The following is a 19,003-nucleotide window of genomic DNA, read 5'->3' as shown; positions in this document are numbered from 1 at the left end:
ACACCCTCTCGCGAAAGACCGCCATGACCTCTCCCGTTCCCTGCTATCACTGTGCCCTGCCCGTCCCGCCCGGCAGCCGCTTTACTGCCGTTGTTCTGGGCCAGACCCGCGAGTTCTGCTGCCCTGGTTGCCAGGCGGTGGCCGAGGCGATCGTGGCCGGCGGCCTGGAAAGCTATTACCAGCATCGCAGCGAAGCCTCTGCCAACCCCCAGGCATTACCCGTGCAACTGGTGGAAGAGCTGGCTCTGTATGACCGCGCCGATGTGCAAAAACCCTTTGTCCGGCATGAAGGCGAACAGGCCGAAACCACCCTGCTGATCGAAGGCATCAGTTGCGCCGCCTGTGGCTGGCTGATTGAAAAACATCTGCGGCGCCTGCCTGCCGTGAGCGAAGCCCGCCTCAATCTGTCCAACCACCGTTTGCATGTGCGCTGGGCTGACAGCCAGTTGCCGCTGAGTGAAATCCTCAGCGAACTGCGGCACATCGGTTATGCCGCGCACCCGTATCAGGCAGACAGGGCAACGGAACAACTGGCCAGTGAAAATCGCCTGGCTTTGCGCCAGCTGGGTGTCGCCGGACTGCTGTGGTTCCAGGCGATGATGGCGACCATGGCCACCTGGCCGGAATTCAACATTGATCTCAGCCCCGAGATGCACACCATCCTGCGCTGGGTTGCACTGTTTCTGACAACACCCATCGTGTTTTACAGCTGCACGCCTTTTTTCAAAGGCGCCATGCGTGATCTGCGCACCCGCCATCTGACCATGGATGTGTCGGTTTCGCTGGCCATCGGCGGCGCCTATATCGCCGGCATCTGGACTGCCATTACCGGAGTCGGCGAGCTGTATTTCGATGCGGTCGGCATGTTCGCCCTGTTTTTGCTGGCCGGGCGCTACCTGGAACGCCGCGCCCGGGAACGCACTGCCGCCGCCACCGCACAACTGGTCAACCTGCTGCCGGCGTCCTGCTTGCGATTGAGTGATGACGGCCAGAGCGAGCGCATTCTGCTGAGCGAACTCAAAGTCGGTGACAAGGTGCTGGTACACCCCGGCGCGATTCTTCCGGCCGACGGCAAGATCCTGCAAGGCCAGTCCAGCATCGACGAGTCTCTGCTGACCGGCGAATACCTGCCACAGGCACGCCGGGCTGGTGATGCGGTCACCGCCGGCACCCTGAATGTCGAAGGCGCGCTGACCGTCGAGGTTCTGGCCCTGGGCCAGGACACGCGCCTGTCCGCCATCGTGCGTCTACTGGACCGGGCCCAGAGCGAAAAACCGCGCCTGGCCGAGATCGCTGACAAAGCGGCGCAGTGGTTCCTGCTGTTTTCGTTGCTCGCTGCCGTGGCAATTGGTCTGCTGTGGTGGCAACTCGATCCGTCACGGGCGTTCTGGATCGTCCTGGCGATGCTGGTAGCCACCTGCCCTTGCGCCCTGTCACTGGCGACCCCCACCGCGCTCACCGCGGCCACCGGCACTCTGCACAAGCTGGGCCTATTACTGACCCGCGGCCATGTGCTCGAAGGGCTGAACCAGATCGACACGGTGATCTTCGACAAGACCGGGACCCTGACCGAAGGCCGGCTGACCTTGCGCGCGATTCGCCCCCTGGGCGAACTGGACAGCGATCAGTGTCTGGCCCTGGCGGCGGCCCTCGAGAACCGCTCGGAACACCCGATCGCCCGCGCGTTCGGCCGCGCGGCACAAGCCGCCGAACAGGTACACAGCACACCAGGCCGGGGCCTTGAAGGCCTGGTGGGTGACCGCCAGTTACGCATCGGCCAGCCGGACTTTGTCTGTGAACTGAGCCTCTGCCCGGTGCCGCCGATGCCGGATGAGCCCGGGCAATGGCTGTTGCTGGGTGATACCGCCGGCGCGCTGGCCTGGCTGGTGCTCGACGACCATCTGCGCGACGACGCTCCCGCGCTACTGGCGGCCTGCAAGGCGCGGGGCTGGCGCACGCTGCTGCTCTCGGGGGACAGCTCGCCGATGGTGGCCAGTGTGGCCGCCGAGCTGGGTATCGATGAGGCCCGGGGCGGCTTGCGCCCGGATGACAAACTGCAGGTCTTGCAGCAACTGCACGCCCAGGGCCGCAAGGTGTTGATGCTCGGTGACGGGGTCAACGATGTGCCGGTGCTGGCCGCTGCCGATATCAGCGTGGCCATGGGCTCGGCCACTGACCTGGCCAAAACCAGTGCCGATGCGGTATTGCTCTCCAATCGCCTGGATGCCCTGGTGCAAGCCTTCAGCCTGGCCCGCCGCACACGGCGGGTAATCATCGAAAACCTGCTCTGGGCCGGCCTGTACAATGGCCTTATGCTGCCTTTTGCGGCACTGGGCTGGATCACGCCGATCTGGGCTGCCATCGGCATGTCGATCAGCTCGTTGACCGTGGTACTGAATGCCTTGCGCCTGACCCGCATGCCCCGACAGGCCCATGCCCGGCCTGCGTCACAACCCCGTCCGCTGCCGATCTGAACCGGTCGCCTGGAGTATTTATGCCAGCGCTTTACATCATGATTCCCGCAGCCTTGCTGATTGTCGCAATCGCCATCTACATCTTCTTCTGGGCAGTGGACAGCGGCCAGTACGATGACCTCGACAGCCCGGCCCACAGCATCCTGTTTGACGACCAGGACCCGAAACATACAGCGGCCGTCGAAGAAGCCAGGCTGCATCACCCGGAGTCGGAGCAGGACACCGACAGCAAGGCCCCACCCCATGTTTGAGCTGGCGCCACTACTGGTTTCGGCCGTGATTCTGGGCCTGCTCGGGGGCGGCCATTGCCTGGGCATGTGCGGCGGTCTGATGGGGGCATTGACCCTGGCCATCCCCAAAGAGCAACGCAGCCGCCGCTTCAGGCTGCTACTGGCCTATAACCTGGGGCGGATCCTCAGTTACGCCGCCGCAGGTTTGCTGCTGGGGCTCGCCGGATGGGCGGTGGCCAACAGTCCGGCGGCGATGTACATGCGCATCCTCGCCGGGTTGCTGCTGATCTGCATGGGCTTGTACCTGGCCGGCTGGTGGAGCGGCCTGACCCGCATCGAAAGCCTGGGACGCGGCCTGTGGCGGCATATCCAGCCCGTTGCCAACCGCTTGCTGCCCGTATCGAGCCTGCCCCGGGCATTGCTGCTGGGCGCGCTGTGGGGCTGGCTGCCATGTGGCCTGGTCTACAGCACGCTGATCTGGTCGGCCAGCCAGGGCAGCGCGATCGACAGTGCACTGCTGATGCTGGCATTCGGGCTTGGTACCTGGCCCGTGCTGCTGGCGACCGGCCTGGCTGCCGAGCGTGTCACGGCACTGCTGCGCAAGCGCAGCGTACGCATGGCCGGGGGCTTGCTGGTGATCCTGTTCGGCATCTGGACCCTGCCCGGCCCCCATCAGCACTGGTTGATGGGGCACTAGCCCAGTCACTTGTGCGGGCGCTTGCCGGCGATACAGGCAACGCAGCCCAACTGCATTACCTCACCGATACCATCGCCAGCAAGCTGGCTCCCACAATAGCTGTGCAACCCCCCAGGACACTCTGTGGGTGCTGGATGACCTGATTGTGCAACCCCAAGGAACACACTGTGGGAGCTGGCTTGCCAGCGATGCAGGCAACGCAGCCCAACTGCATGACCTCACCGATACCATCGCCAGCAAGCTGGCTCCCACAATAGCTGTGCAACCCCTAAGGACACTCTGTGGGTGCTGGATGACCTGACCTCCCACAGCAGCTGTGCAACCCCAAGGAACGCACTGTGGGAGCTGGCTTGCCAGCGATACAGGCAACCCAGTTCAACTGGATGACCTCACCGATACCATCGCCAGCAAGCTGGCTCCCACAATAGCTGTGCAACCCCCAAGGACACTCTGTGGGAGCTGGATGACCTGATCTCCCACAGCAACTGCGCAACCCCAAGAGACACTCTGTGGGAGCTGGCTTGCCAGCGATACAGGCAACCCAGTTCAACTGGATGACCTCACCGATACCATCGCCAGCAAGCTGGCTCCCACAATAGCTGTGCAACCCCCAAGGACACTCTGTGGGTGCTGGATGACCTGACCTCCCACAGCAGCTGTGCAACCCCAAGGAACACACTGTGGGAGCTGGCTTGCCAGCGATGCAGGCAACGCAGCCCAACTGCATGACCTCACCGATACCATCGCCAGCAAGCTGGCTCCCACAATAGCTGTGCAACCCCCAAGGATACTCTGTGGGTGCTGGATGACCTGACCTCCCACAGCAGCTGTGCAACCCCAAGGAACACACTGTGGGAGCTGGCTTGCCAGCGATACAGGCAACGCAGCCCAACTGCTTGACCTCACCGATACCATCGCCAGCAAGCTGGCTCCCACAATAGCTGTGCAACCCCTAAAGACACTCTGTGGGAGCTGGATGACCTCACCTCCCCCAGCAGCTGTGCAACCTCAAGGAACACACTGTGGGAGCTGGCTTGCCAGCGATGCAGGCAACGCAGCCCAACTGCATGACCTCACCGACACCATCGCCAGCAAGCTGGCTCCCACAATAGCTGTGCAACCCCCAAGGACACTCTGTGGGAGCTGGATGACCTGACCTCCCACAGCAGCTTTGCAACCCCAAGGAACGCACTGTGGGAGCTGGCTTGCCGGCGATGCAGTACACGCCGCCATTGATACAAATCAAGGCCATCCAAATCCCGAGCCCCTAGACTCCAGCGCATTGCCAACCATCCCAGGGGAATGCCCGCATGCTCGACGCCATTCGTTGGGACTCAGATTTGATTCGCCGCTATGACCTGGCCGGCCCGCGCTATACCTCATATCCGACAGCCATGCAGTTCACTGATCAGGTCAGTACTTTCGATCTGCTGCACGCCCTGCGCGAAAGCCGCAAGGCGTCGCGGCCGTTGTCGCTGTATGTACACGTGCCGTTCTGCGCCAATATTTGCTACTACTGCGCCTGCAATAAAGTGATCACTAAAGACCGTGGCCGGGCGCAGCCTTATTTGCAGCGACTGGAGCAGGAAATCCGCCAGGTCGCCTGCCACCTCGACCCCAGACAAACCGTCGAGCAACTGCACTTTGGCGGAGGAACGCCGACCTTTCTCAGCCACGCCGAATTGCGCCAATTGATGGCCAGCCTGCGCGAAAACTTCACCTTGCTGGACGACGACTCCGGCGATTACGGCATCGAAATCGACCCCCGGGAAGCCGACTGGTCGACCATGGGCCTGCTGCGTGAGCTGGGGTTCAATCGCGTCAGCATTGGCCTGCAAGATCTCGACCCCCAGGTACAGCGAGCGGTCAATCGCCTGCAAAGCCTGGAAGAAACCCGTGCCGTGATCGATGCTGCGCGCACCCTGCAGTTTCGCTCGATCAATATCGACCTGATCTACGGCCTGCCCAAGCAAACCCCCGAAGCCTTCGCACAAACCATCAACGAAGTGATCAGCCTGCAGCCGGATCGTTTGTCGGTGTTCAATTACGCGCACTTGCCAGAGCGCTTCATGCCGCAACGGCGGATCAATACCAGCGAGCTGCCCTCGCCTGCCGCCAAACTGGAAATGCTTGAGCGCACCATCGCCCAGCTGACAGCTGCCGGGTATCGCTATATCGGCATGGATCACTTCGCCCTGCCGGACGACGAACTGGCCATCGCCCAGGAAGAAGCCACCCTGCAACGCAACTTCCAGGGTTACACCACCCACGGTCATTGCGACCTGATCGGCCTCGGCGTATCAGCCATCAGTCAGATCGGCGAGCTGTACTGCCAGAATGACAGCGACATCACCCAGTATCAGCGCACCCTGGCCAGCGGCCAGCTCGCCACTGCCCGTGGCCTGCTGTGCAATCAGGATGACCGGATCCGGCGCGAGGTGATTCAACAAATCATCTGCAATTTGAACTTGCCGTTCGCCCACATAGAGCAAGTATTCAATATTGATTTTCGAGGCTACTTTGCCCAGCAGTGGCCTGCCCTGCAGAGAATGGCCGCCGATGGCCTGATCACCCTGGACCATGAGCAATTGACCGTACTGCCCGCCGGGCGGCTGTTGGTGCGCTCGGTGTGCATGGTGTTTGATGGCTACCTGGAACAGGCCAGTCGGCAGCGATTTTCCCGGGTGATATAGGGAGCGCTCGTAACCGGTGATAACGCCCGCTAGCTGGCCATCAGTGAAGAAGCCTTGAGCGCGTCCTCACCGCTCAAGTCTTTCATGGCTTTGACCAGGCTGGCATTGGCATTGAGCAACGCAGCACTCAAACCGGCAATTGCCGCCTGCAAGCCGGCGGCCTGAGCCCTGGCCTGCTCAGGATTCAAATTGCTGTTGGCCATGACTTGCTGCAGTTGAGCCTGCTTTTCAGCTATCTGCTTCTTGATCTCGCGAATCATCTTCAGAATTTTCTGAACCTGATCCGGCAAGCCGCTGCCTTCAATGTCGTCGTTCTGATCTTTCTGCGCTTTTGCCAACTTCATGGCCGCACCTGAAATCACCACTTTGACGCCCTCAGCGGGAGCTGCCGCCTGGCCAAGGCCCGTGTCCTCGTCGGCCACTGCGACATTCTGTCTGTTTATCGCAGGCGTGTTTATGGTCAACATGCCACTCTGACTAAGGCCAACTCCACCCATCGATGACATCTGACCTGCTCCCTGTGCTTAAGCCGTTACCGGGCTATCGGCACGGCGGCAGGTTACTTGAGTGAAGTGCACTGAATTGGCGCACTGGCCTCAGCCCCCTCCCTGGGGTAACCTTGCATCTTATGTGTGTTTTCCTATAAGGATTTAAGAAATGTCCGAGCCAGTAAAAGTGCGCGCTCATAGCCAGGCTCACTGCAAGGATTGCAGTCTCGCGCCTTTATGTTTACCACTTTCGTTAAACCTGGAAGACATGGATGCGTTAGAGGAAATCGTCAAACGCGGCCGCCCATTGAAAAAAGGCGAATTTCTGTTTCGTCAGGGCGACCCGTTCGTCTCGGTCTACGCAGTACGCTCCGGCGCCCTCAAGACATTCAGCTTGAGTGACAGCGGCGAAGAGCAACTCACCGGTTTCCATTTGCCCAGCGAGCTGGTCGGTTTGTCAGGCATGGACACCGAATCCTATCCGGTATCTGCCCAGGCACTGGAAACCACGCCGGTTTGCGAAATTCCCTTCGAGCGTCTGGACGAGCTTTCGGTACAGCTGCCGCAACTGCGTCGCCAGCTGATGCGCATCATGAGCCGGGAAATTCGTGACGATCAGCAGATGATGTTGCTGCTGTCGAAAAAGACCGCTGACGAACGTATCGCGACCTTTCTGGTCAACCTGTCTGCCCGTTTCCGCGCCCGTGGCTTTTCGGCCAACCAGTTCCGTCTGAGCATGTCGCGCAATGAAATCGGCAATTACCTGGGCCTGGCAGTTGAAACGGTTTCCCGGGTATTTACCCGCCTGCAAGAAAACCAGCTGATCACCGCTGATGGCAAGGAAGTTCACATTCTTGACCCCATCAAGCTGTGCGCCCTGGCCGGTGGCTCGCTGGAAGTCTGAATCCGTCATTCATCGGGCTATACTGGCGAGCTAACGCACGCCAGGACAGCCCGATATGATCCGCGACGACTTTTGCCTAAAATCCTTGATTCGCCCAGTAATTGACTTCCCCAAAGCAGGGGTGATTTTTCGCGATATCACGCCGCTGTATCAATCCCCCCGCGCCATGCGCGTGATTGCCGATACCTTTATCGAACGCTACGTCGAGGCTGATTTCAGCCACATCGGCGCCATGGATGCCCGCGGCTTTTTGATTGGCTCGGTACTGGCGCATCAACTCAACAAGCCGCTGATCCTGTTTCGCAAGCAGGGCAAATTGCCCGCTGACGTTTTAGCCGAAGGCTATCAGACCGAATATGGCGAAGCGTTTCTCGAGGTTCACGCCGACAGCCTGTGCGAAGGCGACTCGCTGTTGATCGTCGATGACCTGATCGCTACGGGCGGGACCCTGATTGCCGCTGCCAATCTGGTGCGGCGCATGGGGGCACAGGTGTTTGAAGCCGCTGCGATTATTGATCTGCCGCAACTGGGCGGGTCGAAACGCCTGCAGGAAATGGGCGTCCCGACCTTTTGCCTGACTGAATTTTCCCTGACAGAGTAAGGCCGTGTCGCCTGCTCGCCGGCAAGCTGATGCTTACAGAACGATCGGTCTGCGCCCGGAGAACGAGTGGGCCAGGGTTCCGCCGTCAACCAGTTCCAGCTCCCCACCCAGCGGTACACCGTGGGCGATGCGCGAAGCAATAAGGCCTTTGTTGCCGAGCAATTGCGCTATGTAATGTGCAGTAGCCTCGCCTTCGACCGTCGGGTTGGTGGCGAGGATCACCTCGGTGAAGGTGCCCTGTTCCGCGATGCGCGTCATCAGTTGCGGGATACCTATCGCCTCCGGCCCCAGGCCGTCCAGCGGCGACAAATGCCCTTTGAGCACAAAGTAACGACCGCGATAGCCGGTCTGTTCGACGGCATAGACATCCATCGGCCCCTCAACCACACACAGCAGGGTGTCGTCTCGGCGCACATCGGCGCACTGCGGACACAAGTCATCCTCGGTCAGGGTCCGGCACAGACGGCAATGACCCACGCCCTCCATAGCCTGACTCAAGGCCAGCGCCAGACGCGAACCACCGCTGCGATCACGCTCAAGCAATTGCAGAGCCATGCGCTGTGCAGTCTTTTGACCTACGCCCGGCAAGGTGCGCAAGGCATCGATCAGTTGGCGAATCAGGGGACTAAAGCTCATAGGGAAAGGTCCGACAAAACAACGAGAGGCGGTTTATACCCGCGGTCCGGGCCAGCGTCAAATGCCAGCAATCCCGTGCACCCGGGCAGCCTGCACCATTAATCAAAAACAGCCAGGCAAAAAAATGCCAGGCCCGGGGCCTGGCATTTTGTGCAGCGCCTTAGAACGGCAGCTTCATGCCTGGCGGCAGTTGCATGCCGGAGGTCACGCCGGACATTTTGTCCTGGCTATTGGCTTCGACCTTGCGCACGGCATCGTTGACTGCAGCCGCGAACAGGTCTTCCAGCACTTCACGGTCATCATCGCTGACGCCTTCAAGCAGAGCCGGATCAATGCTCACACGCTTGATGTCATGACGACCGGTCATGACCACAGTCACCATGTCGCCACCGGCTTTACCAGTGACTTCAGCATTGGCCAGTTCTTCCTGCATTTTGGCCATTTTTTCCTGCATCTGCTGCGCCTGCTTCATCAGGCCGGCCATGCCACCTTTCATCATGGGAATCACCTCAAACGTTATTTGGACAATGCACCCGCGGCCAAGAAACCTCGGGCTGTAAGTTTTTCCTGGCGTTATGAAGCCTGAGCCTCAACAACGTCCACAGGTTGAATCGTATCGTCACGGACTGCCGCACCGAATTGTTCAATCATTTGCTGCACCAGCGGATCGGCATAGATGGATTCTTCTGCCAGGCGCTGGCGCTCTGCACGAAAGCGCGCGGCGGCCTGGGCCGGGGTTTCCTGCTCCGGTTTGATCAGCTCGATAGTCACTTTGAGTGTGCGCTGATGATACTGGTTCAACGCATCATTGAGCCGGCGCTGCTGAGTCGCGTTAAACAACGCGCTGTGGGCCGGGTCCAGATGCAGCAACCAGTCATCACCATCAACCGAGATCAATGTGCAGTTAGCGCCAATGCTCGCCGTCATGCCCGATACCGGTAATTTGGGGAACATATTCAGCCATTCAAGGGCCAGCCCGGTCGCAGGCTCGGCAGCAGGCAATGGCTCGGGCTCAGGTGCAGGCTCGCCCCCATGCTCGCTGGCCAGTTCGTCAAGGTAGCTATAGGCCGCCGAGTCCATATCCGGCTCAATGTAATCTTCGTCCAGCGGCGGCTCGTCATCGCGATCCAGGCCCGACAGCGCCGAGTCCACTTGCTCCGGCGTTGGCTCAGGTACAGGCGCGTCTTCCCACTGCGGCGCGTCCGGCACCACGCTGTCAGGCGTAGGCAACGGCATCGGTGGCAACTCGGGTTGTTCGCCCAGCGTATCGAGCATCGCTTGGGGCGCCAGCGGCTCTTCGATCACGGCAACAGCAGGCTCGTTCCACGGCAAGTCCACTACCGGCACTGCTGGCGCCCTGGGGGCCGCCACAGGTGCAGGTGCCGGCTCAGGCTCAGGCTCAGGCCTGGGCACTTCAACCACCGCCACAGCGGCAGGTGCAGGTGCAGGTGCAGCAACTACTGGCGCAACAGCGGTCGGGCCAGCCACGGTTTGGGCGGAATCAACTGTGGCCTGGCTGATCCCCACTGGCTTTAGCGGCTGACTCGGCGAGTCTGTCGCGTCTGCCGGACGGAAGGCCAGCATCCGTAGCAGGACCATTTCAAAACCGCCACGGGGGTCTGGTGCCAGCGGCAAATCACGCCGGCCGATCAGGCCCATCTGGTAATAAAACTGTACGTCTTCGGCAGGCAATACCTTGGCCAGGGCCAGTACGCGATCACGGTCGCCGTGGCCGTTGTCGACCCCTTCGGGCAACGCCTGGGCAATGGCAACGCGATGGAAGACGTTGAGGATTTCGGACAGCACGCCGTTCCAGTCCGGGCCCTGCTCGGCCAGATGGCGCACAGCCTCCAGCAGTCCCCGGGCATCGCCTTCGATCAAGGCGTGCAGCAGGTCAAACACCTGGCCGTGGTCGAGAGTACCCAGCATGGTGCGCACATCAGCCGCCAGCACCTTGCCTTCACCGAAGGCAATGGCCTGGTCGGTCAGGCTCATCGCGTCACGCATCGAGCCGTCCGCAGCCCGGCCCAGCAACCACAGCGCGTCATCTTCAAAGGGTACGTTTTCGACACTCAGCACATGGCTCAAGTGCTCGACTACCCGCTCGGGGGTCATGTTTTTCAGGGAGAACTGCAGGCAACGGGAAAGGATTGTCGCCGGCAGCTTCTGCGGATCGGTGGTTGCCAGGATGAATTTGACGTAGGGCGGCGGCTCTTCAAGGGTTTTGAGCAACGCATTGAAAGAGTGGCTGGAGAGCATGTGCACTTCGTCGATCAGGTAGACCTTGAAGCGCCCGCGGCTTGGCGCGTACTGCACGTTATCGAGCAGCTCGCGGGTGTCCTCGACCTTGGTCCGGCTCGCGGCATCGATTTCGATCAGATCGACAAAGCGCCCTTCGTCGATTTCGCGGCACACCGAACACGTTCCGCACGGGGTCGAGGTGATACCTGTCTCACAGTTCAGGCATTTGGCGATGATCCGCGCAATGGTGGTCTTGCCGACACCACGGGTACCGGTAAACAGGTAGGCGTGATGCAGGCGCTGACTGTCCAGGGCATTGATCAGAGCCTTGAGCACATGGGTCTGGCCGACCATTTCGCGGAACGAGCGCGGACGCCATTTACGTGCAAGAACCTGATAACTCATTGATAACCGTCGCGTCAGAAAAGCGGAAGGGGCTAATGCTAGCGGAGCAGGGGCAAAATTGCATCCGATGCGCACTTTAAACTGCTCATGCCGTACAGCCGCATATTTTATGCCGCGCACAAAAAGACATCGACCGCGGAATAAACGCCGGGACGGGCTTGAACAAAAGAGAATGGAGAGATGCTGTGTATCGACTAAAAACCCTGCAAAACTGAGGATTTTTAAAATGGAGGCAACCCCACCAGCCACACCCCGGCACACAATGTTCCCGCTGTGGCTGCTTCCTTCCGGATCTGACCAGGTTAACGGGTAATCGTTGCGGAGGGACCGATAGGGTCACCATAACAACATCCGCTTAGCAGCGAACGGCGCCATTGTACCTATCTGAGGAAAACTTACAACCGCTGCGGCAAGAATAAAAAAATGAGCGGGCTCAAGCACTTGGATTGGGCCATACAGGGCGGGGACCGGGCAGCAGACTCTGCAGGAGCGAGCTTTTCAACAAAGCCGCGAAGAGCTCGCGAGCAAGCTCGCTCCTGCAGGGGGCTACCGCTCTAGATCTGGATGCCCTGCTCACCCAGGAACGCCACAAAGGCTTCCTCATCCAGCACCTTGAGCCCCAGCTCATTGGCCTTGACCAGTTTCGAGCCCGCGCCGGGGCCCGCCACCACGCAGTGGGTCTTGCCGGAGACCGAACCCGAAACCTTGGCGCCCAGGCTTTCGAGTTTGTCTTTGGCGACGTCGCGACTCATCAACTCCAGCGAGCCGGTCAGCACCCAGGTCTGCCCGGCCAGCGGCAAACCTTCCACGGTCTTTTTCTCGCTCTGCCAGTGCATGCCGAAGTCGCGCAACTGCGCCTCGACAGCCAGAGCCGCCCGGGCATTTTCTGGGTTGTCGAAAAATTCGCGCACCGCTTTGGCCTGTTTCTCAGGCAGCGCCTGACGCATATCGAGCCAGTCAGCGTGGATTACCCCCTCAAGGGTTACAAACTTTTCGGCCAGCTTTTGCGCACCACCCGGCCCAACCGAGGGGATATGCAGCTTGTCGATCAGCCCGCCCAAGGTGGCACTGGCCGCGAACTCGGCCCCCAGATCCCCCTGGTCCTGCAATTCCAGGCCACGCTCAAGCAATTGCGCTATCACCTGCTGGTTATGGGCATCACCGAAGAAGCTGTGAATCTCGTGGGCCACTTCCAGCCCGACATCCGGCAAGTAGGTGAGTACTTGCGGCAAAGCACGCTGTACACGCTCCAGAGAGGCCAATGAGCGCGCCAGTACTTTGGCCGTCTCCTCTCCTACATCGGGAATTCCCAGAGCGTATATAAAACGCGCCAATGCCGGACGCTTGCTGTCCGCTATTGCCTGCAGCAAATTCTTGCTCGACAGCTCGGCAAACCCTTCAAGATCGACAATTTTTTCGAAGGTCAGGGTGTACAGATCGGCCGGCGAACTCACCAACCCCTCATCCACCAACTGCTCGACGCTTTTTTCGCCCAGGCCTTCAATATCCATGGCCCGACGCGAAACAAAGTGAATGATCGCCTGTTTGAGCTGGGCCCCGCAGGCCAGTCGCCCGACACAGCGGTACACCGCCCCTTCACTGATGGTTTCGCGACCCTTGCTGCGCTTGATCAGTTGCGTGCGCTCTACGTGGGAACCGCACACTGGACAGCTCTCCGGGATCTGCACCGGGCGAGCGTTTTCAGGACGCCGCTCCAGCACCACTTGCACCACCTGCGGAATCACATCACCGGCACGGCGAATAATCACCGTGTCACCAATCATCAGCCCCAGACGCGCCACTTCATCCATGTTGTGCAGCGTGGCATTGGAGACCGTGACCCCCGCCACCTTGACCGGCTTTAAACGCGCCACCGGCGTGACCGCACCGGTACGACCGACCTGAAACTCCACATCCAGCAGCTCGGTCAGCTCTTCCATCGCCGGGAACTTGTGAGCAATAGCCCAGCGCGGCTCGCGGGCACGAAAGCCCAGCTCACGCTGCGATGCCAGGCTATTGACCTTGAACACCACACCATCGATTTCATAAGGCAGGGACGCGCGGCGCTCGCCAATATCACGGTAGTAGTCCAGGCATTCGCCAATGCCCCGGGCCAGTTTCAATTCATGACTGATCGGCATGCCCCATTGCTGCAACTGCTTGAGATTGCCGATATGGGTGTCTGAAAACTCCTCAGACACCTGGCCAAGGCCGTAGCAGCAAAACTCCAAAGGACGACTGGCGGTAATTTTCGAGTCCAGCTGCCGCAAACTGCCTGCTGCGGCGTTACGCGGGTTGGCAAAGGTTTTGCCGCCTGCGGCGAGCTGGGTCTCGTTAAGACGGTCAAAGCCGGCCTTGGACATAAAGACCTCGCCCCGCACCTCCAGGACTGCGGGCCAACCGCTGCCATGCAGCTTGAGCGGGATATTGCGTACCGTGCGCACGTTGACACTGATGTCTTCGCCCGTGGTGCCGTCTCCGCGAGTAGCTCCGCGCACCAGATTGCCGTCCCGATACAGCAAGCTGACCGCCAGACCATCGAGCTTGGGCTCACAGCTGTATTCAACTTCGGCGCCGCCGCCAAACAGATCGCCCGCCGGCAAATCCAGACCTTCGCTGACGCGCCGGTCGAATTCACGCATGTCTGTTTCATCAAAGGCGTTGCCAAGACTCAGCATCGGCACTTCGTGGCGCACTTGAGTAAAAGCCGACAACGCCGCGCTGCCGACTCGCTGGGTCGGCGAGTCCGGAGTGATCAGCTCCGGATGCTCGGTCTCCAGCGCTTTGAGCTCGCGAAACAGACGATCGTACTCGGCGTCCGGAATGCTGGGCTCGTCGAGTACGTGATAGCGATAGTTGTGCTGATCCAGTTCAGCGCGCAGCTCTAGAATTCGGGTATTGGCGGCGGTCATGGGGTGTTCTCTCACAAAGCAAAAGAGCAGCCGAGGCTGCTCTTGCGTTAATCATTTTGCGTTTCTGCGGGAGCAAGCATGCCTGCCCCCACCTGTTTAGCGTTTCTGGGTCAGGGCGCGACGCTCGAACTCGACGATGCGCTGACGGTAATGCTCGATGGTCTGAGCCGTCAAAACACTGCGCTGGTCATCCTTAAGCTCACCGTTGAGCTCCTGGGACAACTTGCGTGCAGCGGCAACCATCACATCGAATGCCTGCTTGGGATGACGCGGGCCCGGCAAGCCGAGAAAGAAGCTCACGGCAGGGGTGCTGAACAGGTCAATATCATCCAGATCAAACACGCCCGGTTTCACGGCGTTGGCCATGGAGAACAACACTTCGCCATTACCGGCCATGCTTTCGTGGCGGTGGAAAATATCCATCTCACCAAAGCGCAAACCGCTTTCAAGGATGTTCTGCAGCAATGCAGGCCCTTTGAAGCCGGCAGGATCGCGACTGATCACACTGATGACCAGCACTTCTTCAGCGGCCTGTTGTGCTGCTGGCTCCTTCGCCTCAACCGCCGCCACACTTGGCGCTGAACGCCCACGTGGTTTGGCTTCCTGGGCGAAGTCATCATCGCGGGCGCTGATGCTCGGACCGTCTTCCAGATCCAGATTGAGATTCAGGTCACCCTGGCTCGGCTCCCCGCCACGCTTGCTGCGCTTGGAACCCTTGTCCCGTGGCGACATGCTGACCGATGGCAGGTCGTGCTCGTCAAGCTGGGGCTCTTTATGGGCCGGCGTGTCCAGGACTCGCGAAGGACCCAGCAGCTCGGCGCTGGTCTCCTCGTCAGGGACGTTGGAAAAGCTGCGGTCAAGGCGAAACTTGAGTTTGCCCTTGCCGCCGCGCATACGGCGCCAGCCATCAAAAAGAATACCGGCGATGACCACTATGCCGATGACTATCAGCCACTCGCGCAGACCGATTTCCATGTAATCCCGTGCCCCTAAAAAATGATTCTATGAAGAAGAGCCTAAAGCCCTTTAAAACGTGGCGCCAACTCTATGTTCTGAATGGCGTTTTACCCACGTACAAAAAATTAGACGCTAAATTAACACGACCAAAGATAACTTTACACCGTCTGTCGCATTGGGCTAATGCCCATATAGCCCACGACCCATCAGTCATGCCAGACAAATATTCAGGAATTCTCTTTCGAGAAGAAAAATCCCCCTACATGCTTATAGCTCAAGCATCGACCATTGCCATTGCCTCCTCGACATCAACCGCCACCAGACGAGAGCAGCCGGGCTCATGCATTGTCACCCCCATCAACTGATCGGCCATTTCCATGGCGATTTTGTTGTGGGTGATGTAAATGAATTGCACGGTCTGCGACATCTCTTTTACCAGGCGGGCATAGCGGCCCACGTTAGCGTCATCAAGCGGTGCGTCAACTTCATCAAGCATGCAAAACGGCGCAGGATTGAGTTTGAAAATGGCAAAAACCAGTGCCAGGGCAGTCAATGCTTTCTCGCCACCGGACAGCAAATGAATGGTGCTGTTCTTCTTGCCCGGTGGACGCGCCATGATAGTTACCCCTGTATCGAGTAAATCTTCGCCCGTCAGTTCCAAATAAGCGCTGCCACCACCGAAAACTTTTGGGAAAAGTGCCTGTAATCCACCATTTATCTGATCAAAGGTGTCTTTGAAGCGACTGCGCGTTTCTTTGTCGATCTTGCGAATAACGTTTTCCAGGGTATCCAGCGCCTCGACCAGGTCGGCATCCTGGGCATCCAGATAACGTTTGCGCTCGGACTGCTGCTGGTACTCATCGATGGCCGCGAGGTTGATGGCCCCCAGACGTTGAATCCGCGCTGCAATACGTTCCAGCTCTTCTTCAGCCTGCTGCTCATTGACCTCGGCATTCAGGGTTGCAAGCACCCCGTGCAGGTCATAGCCATCGGCCAGCAACTGATCCTGCAACGTGGTTCGACGCACTGTCAGCGCCTGCCACTCCATGCGCTGCTGCTCAAGCTGCCCGCGAATCAGCTGCGATTGCTGCTCGGCCTGATTGCGGCGCTTTTCAGCGTCGCGCAATTCACGGTCAGCATCCTCAAGGGCGGTCTGGGCGATCTTGAGCTCCTGATCCACGGTCAGGCGCTTGTCGAGCAACTCTTCAAGCTTGAGGCGCAATTCTTCGAGGGGAGCCTCGCCCTCCTCCAGATTAAGACTGAGCTGCTCACGCTTTTCCGCCAGACGCTCGGACTGCAGCTCCAGCCGCTCAAGGGCCTGACGCGTTGAGTCGTGCTGCGCCTTGAGCGAGCCCAGACGCACCGCCAGCTGGTGAGCGTGATCCTTGTGCTGACGCGCTTCCTGGCGCACCCGGTCCAGGCGCTCGCGCAGACTGTCGCGCTGGGCCAACAGCAGCTCACGCCGCTCAGTGTCGGTGGCCATGGCATCCAGCGCATCCTGGAGCTGCAGGCGGGACTCGCCAACCTGCTCATGCTCCAGGGCTCGCTGCTCTCCCAGCTCGACCAGCTCTTCATCCAGGCGACGCCGGCGCAAGGTCAATTGCTCGACCTTGGCTTTGCTGGCAGATAGCAGGGCCTTGATCTCACCTTGCTGACGGGCTTCGTCCTGCAGACGACGACGCACCTGCTCGCGGGAGTCTTCCTGGGTCAACTGTTGCTCGCGCAAACGCTGTAGCTGTTCTTCAAGGCTGGCCAGTGCGGCTTCACGCTCTTCGCGCTCAGCACCCAAATGCTGAATTTCCTGCCCCCGGGCCAACACACCGCTTTGCGCTTCGCTGGCACGCCGAACCCGCAAAAAGTTGCGCCCTACCCAATACCCGTCCCGGCTGATCAGGCTCTGGCCATCGGCCAATTGCACGCGCATGGCCAGCGCCTGCTCCAGGGTTTCCACCGCCCTGACCTGACCCAGCCATGGCGAGAGATCGAAGTCGGCCTCGACCTTGTCCAGCAAACTGCCGGCCAAACGACCGCCCTGGGTACCGGCACTGAACAGGCGCAGGTCGCCCTGGGCAAAACCGGCCAGGTCCAGTTGCGCAAAGTCATCCACCAGCACGGCCTGCAAGTCGGCGCCAAGAACCGTCTCGACCGCCAGCTCCCAGCCGGCTTCAACGCGCAGGCCTTCGGCCAGACGTGGGCGATCGGCGAGCTGCTGGTCTTGCAACCACTGCGCTGCACCGGTGCCCGGGTCCAGAGCTGCCTGCTGCAAGGCCTCAAGGGAGGCCAGGCGACCGTTGAGCCGCTGCAGCTCACCCTGTGCCTGCTGCTGATTGTGTGTCGCCTGCTGCAAATCGTGCCGCACCTGCTCCAGCCGCTCGACCAGCAGCTCTTCACTGGCTTGCAGTTCTTCCTGGGTCAGCTCGCTGGTAGCCAGCTGCTCACTCAGCTCGAGAATCGCCGCATCTTCAGGATCGGCCGCCAGCAAGGCGCGCTCTTCTGCCAACCGGCGCTGACGCTCGGCCACGCGCTCCATGCTGGTTTCCAGCTGCTGGATACGCGCCTGCAAGACTTCGGACTGACGCTGGGGCTCTGCCGAGCGCTGGTTGAAATCATCCCACTGCTCTTGCCAGCCATGCATGGTGTGTTCGGATTCTTCCAGCGCGGCTGCCGCTTCTTCGGCCGCAGCGCTGGTCAGTTCCTGCTCTGGTGCGAGCATTTCAAGCTCTTCACCCAGCGTCGCCAACATCGTCCGGTCATGCCCCAGATGGGCCTCGGTTTCGAGACGGGAACGCTCGGCTTCGCGCAGGTCATCCTGCAACTGACGCAAACGCTGCTGACCGTGCTGAATGCTTTGCTCGACCCGGGCAATATCACCGCCGACCGAATAGAAGCGCCCTTGCACCAAATTAAAGCGTTCTGACAGATCATGGTGCCCGTCACGCAAGCGTTCGATGCTGGCATCGGCATTGCGCTGCTCGGCCACCAGGGCTTCGAAACTGACTTCCTGGTTGCCAATAACCGCTTCGCGCTGGCCCACTTGCTCGTTCAGTGCCTGCCAGCGCAAAGCTGACAGCTGAGCCTTGAGCTGACGCTCTTGGGCCTTGTATTCCTGATATTTCTCGGCTGCCTGGGCCTGGCGATGCAAGCGTTCAAGCTGACGCCCCAACTCTTCACGCAGGTCGGTCAGGCGGGCGAGGTTTTCGTGGGTACGGCGAATACGGTTTTCAGTCTCGCGGCGACGCTCCTTGTATTTGGAGATGCCTGCCGCCTCTTCGATAAAGTTACGCAGATCCTCAGGCTTGGACTCGATCAGTTTCGAGATCATGCCCTGCTCGATAATCGAATAACTGCGCGGCCCGAGACCGGTTCCCAGGAAAATATCGGTGATATCACGCCGACGGCACTTGGTACCGTTGAGGTAATAGGTGGTCTGACTGTCGCGGGTCACTTTACGACGGATGGAAATCTCGGCGTAGGCCGCGTATTCGCCCAGCAGCGTGCCGTCGGAGTTATCGAACACCAGTTCGATGCTGGCCTGACTCACCGGCTTGCGTGTGGTGGAACCGTTGAAGATGACATCCGTCATCGACTCGCCGCGCAGGTTTTTAGCCGAGCTTTCACCCATCACCCAGCGCACGGCGTCGATGATGTTCGACTTGCCGCAGCCGTTAGGGCCTACAACGGCCGCCATATTGCTCGGGAAGTTAACGGTTGTCGGATCGACGAAGGACTTGAAGCCCGCGAGTTTGATGCAAGTGAGGCGCACGC

13 protein-coding genes and 1 other RNA gene are annotated in these 19,003 nt (G+C 60.0%); 6 read left to right on the top strand and 8 right to left on the bottom strand.

The genetic code is table 11. The features are described 5' to 3' along the window. Positions 1-23 precede the first annotated feature (23 nt). The 4 genes from WG29040_RS07345 (at position 24) to hemN (ending at position 6,094) form a co-directional block, all read left to right on the top strand. Positions 24-2,474, top strand: coding sequence for a heavy metal translocating P-type ATPase (locus WG29040_RS07345; protein WP_127195927.1), 2,451 nt, complete (start codon positions 24-26; stop codon positions 2,472-2,474). A gap of 20 nt (positions 2,475-2,494) precedes the next feature. Further along, complete coding sequence (gene ccoS / locus WG29040_RS07340) at positions 2,495-2,725, top strand: cbb3-type cytochrome oxidase assembly protein CcoS (RefSeq protein WP_003447199.1); 231 nt, start codon at positions 2,495-2,497, stop codon at positions 2,723-2,725. Next, entirely contained in the window at positions 2,718-3,401 is a 684-nt protein-coding gene (locus WG29040_RS07335) for a sulfite exporter TauE/SafE family protein (RefSeq protein WP_003447197.1), read from the top strand. Before ccoS ends, WG29040_RS07335 begins: the two co-directional genes overlap by 8 nt. 1,310 nt (positions 3,402-4,711) lie before the next feature. Then, on the top strand, positions 4,712-6,094 hold the full coding sequence (gene hemN, locus WG29040_RS07330) for an oxygen-independent coproporphyrinogen III oxidase (RefSeq protein WP_127195926.1): 1,383 nt from the start codon (positions 4,712-4,714) through the stop codon (positions 6,092-6,094). Positions 6,095-6,123: 29 nt separating this feature from the next. On the opposite strand, the gene WG29040_RS07325 is transcribed toward hemN, so the two are convergent. Next, on the bottom strand, positions 6,124-6,438 hold the full coding sequence (locus tag WG29040_RS07325; protein WP_372238781.1) for a hypothetical protein: 315 nt from the start codon (positions 6,436-6,438) through the stop codon (positions 6,124-6,126). Positions 6,439-6,751: 313 nt separating this feature from the next. Between WG29040_RS07325 and fnr the strand changes: the two genes are divergently transcribed. Together fnr and WG29040_RS07315 are read left to right on the top strand one after the other, a co-directional pair. Continuing rightward, positions 6,752-7,486 (top strand): fumarate/nitrate reduction transcriptional regulator Fnr, encoded by a 735-nt coding sequence (gene fnr / locus WG29040_RS07320; protein WP_003447190.1) that lies wholly within the window; start codon positions 6,752-6,754, stop codon positions 7,484-7,486. Positions 7,487-7,541: 55 nt separating this feature from the next. Continuing rightward, positions 7,542-8,087 carry an adenine phosphoribosyltransferase gene (locus WG29040_RS07315; RefSeq protein ID WP_010656163.1) on the top strand — a complete coding sequence of 182 codons (546 nt, stop codon included), beginning with the start codon at positions 7,542-7,544 and terminating at the stop codon, positions 8,085-8,087. Positions 8,088-8,120: 33 nt separating this feature from the next. Here the strand turns inward: WG29040_RS07315 and recR are convergent, their stop codons facing one another. The 7 genes from recR to smc all read right to left on the bottom strand — a co-directional run bounded on the left by recR (position 8,121) and on the right by smc (position 19,001). Continuing rightward, positions 8,121-8,723 carry a recombination mediator RecR gene (gene recR, locus WG29040_RS07310; protein ID WP_003447185.1) on the bottom strand — a complete coding sequence of 201 codons (603 nt, stop codon included), beginning with the start codon at positions 8,721-8,723 and terminating at the stop codon, positions 8,121-8,123. 160 nt (positions 8,724-8,883) lie between these two features. After that, entirely contained in the window at positions 8,884-9,222 is a 339-nt protein-coding gene (locus WG29040_RS07305; RefSeq protein ID WP_003447184.1) for a YbaB/EbfC family nucleoid-associated protein, read from the bottom strand. A gap of 74 nt (positions 9,223-9,296) precedes the next feature. Then, positions 9,297-11,369, bottom strand: a complete 2,073-nt coding sequence (dnaX, locus tag WG29040_RS07300; protein WP_127195924.1) for a DNA polymerase III subunit gamma/tau — start codon at positions 11,367-11,369, stop codon at positions 9,297-9,299. 236 nt (positions 11,370-11,605) lie between these two features. Then, positions 11,606-11,702: signal recognition particle sRNA small type (gene ffs / locus WG29040_RS07295), an RNA gene on the bottom strand. Between the two features lie 221 nt (positions 11,703-11,923). Beyond that, entirely contained in the window at positions 11,924-14,281 is a 2,358-nt protein-coding gene (ligA, locus tag WG29040_RS07290) for an NAD-dependent DNA ligase LigA (protein ID WP_127195923.1), read from the bottom strand. Between the two features lie 96 nt (positions 14,282-14,377). Next, positions 14,378-15,256: a cell division protein ZipA gene (gene zipA / locus WG29040_RS07285; protein WP_003447169.1), complete on the bottom strand. Its 879-nt coding sequence runs from the start codon at positions 15,254-15,256 to the stop codon at positions 14,378-14,380. Positions 15,257-15,512: 256 nt separating this feature from the next. Further along, the gene (gene smc / locus WG29040_RS07280) at positions 15,513-19,001 is read right to left on the bottom strand and encodes a chromosome segregation protein SMC (protein WP_010656166.1); all 3,489 of its coding nucleotides are present in this window, start codon (positions 18,999-19,001) and stop codon (positions 15,513-15,515) included. Between the last annotated feature and the right edge of the window lie 2 nt (positions 19,002-19,003).

The organism is Pseudomonas sp. PAMC 29040, from assembly GCF_003994535.1.
Taxonomy (GTDB): Bacteria; Pseudomonadota; Gammaproteobacteria; order Pseudomonadales; family Pseudomonadaceae; genus Aquipseudomonas; species Aquipseudomonas paraversuta.
Note: the sequence above shows the minus strand (reverse complement) of the source record. Positions and strands in the feature narration are given on the sequence as shown.